The following is a 991-nucleotide window of genomic DNA, read 5'->3' on the forward strand; positions in this document are numbered from 1 at the left end:
GCTCCGAGATGGTCACTTGATTTTTTGCGGGATCCCAGCCCACCTGCTTCAGCAAAGCATAGGAGAGATAACGGATAGGCACGTAGGTCCGCCCCTGATGGATAAAAGCGTGCTGCCCCTTAGGCAGCGCCAGTTCCTTATCGTCGAAGACGAGCCTGACCGGCTGCGTCTTGACCTGCACCGTCGTTTCCTTTTTAGGCTGCGCGGCCTGCGCCTTCACTGTCGCAGCTGCCGCTGCATAAGACACTCCCGCTCCAGTAACAGCGGACGCAGGCACAGCCGCCGCTCGTCCGGTGCCTTCTGCCGCTCCCATTGCCGCTTGCAGAGGTGTCGCCATTAACAACAGGGACGCCATTAACGTCATCCCCCATAATTTCTTCTTCCTTGCCATTCTTTAATCTTCCTCTCCGTCTTAGGGCGTGTCTGAATACTCCGAGGGGAGCAGATTTTGCCGAATTTTCGTTCCATGCAAGGAACTTTTGTGAAGGTGTACCGGGGGTACATCAAGCAAAAGTGACGAAGCAGGGGGCGGAAAGGCGGTGAAAGATGCCCCAGAGCGGGTTTTCAGTCACGCCCTAGTCCAGTGCCGCCGCAATCTCTACCAGCGCCGCCGATCGCGCATCTTGTTTGGCCCGCTCGTATTCCGAGCTCCAATCCGGCATCTCGCTTGCCGATAGGCCCGCATCCTTATACTTCGCCTGCGCATCGCCTACCAGTTGATTAAATTGCGCGTCGCACGAAGCCTCGGCGGCAACAACTTGACCCAGATACTCCGACTGGAGCGTCTCAAGAGCTGCCTCCTTATTCTCGGCAATCTCCGCCTTGATCGAGGACACCAGCTTCGAGCTTGTCGCCTTGCAAGTGCTGCGGAGCGACTCCATCGATGCCGTAACCGCCGCATCAATCTCGCTCTTGCTCGCCTTGCCGCCGCCAGTCGTTGGCGCCGTCGCGCTTGGCTCCGGTTTCGCGGCAGGCGTATCTGAGCCGCTGC

General features: G+C 58.4%; 2 protein-coding genes. Both read right to left on the reverse strand.

The genetic code is table 11. From position 1 onward, the window contains the following. Positions 1-391, reverse strand: a 391-nt coding sequence (locus PAT3040_RS30185) for a stalk domain-containing protein (RefSeq protein ID WP_146200596.1), incomplete at its 3' end; no start/stop codon positions are given. Between the two features lie 184 nt (positions 392-575). After that, positions 576-991: hypothetical protein (locus PAT3040_RS30190; protein ID WP_181376931.1), on the reverse strand; the 416-nt coding region annotated here is incomplete at its 5' end.

The organism is Paenibacillus agaridevorans, from assembly GCF_003112455.1.
Classification (GTDB): Bacteria; Bacillota; Bacilli; order Paenibacillales; family Paenibacillaceae; genus Pristimantibacillus; species Pristimantibacillus agaridevorans.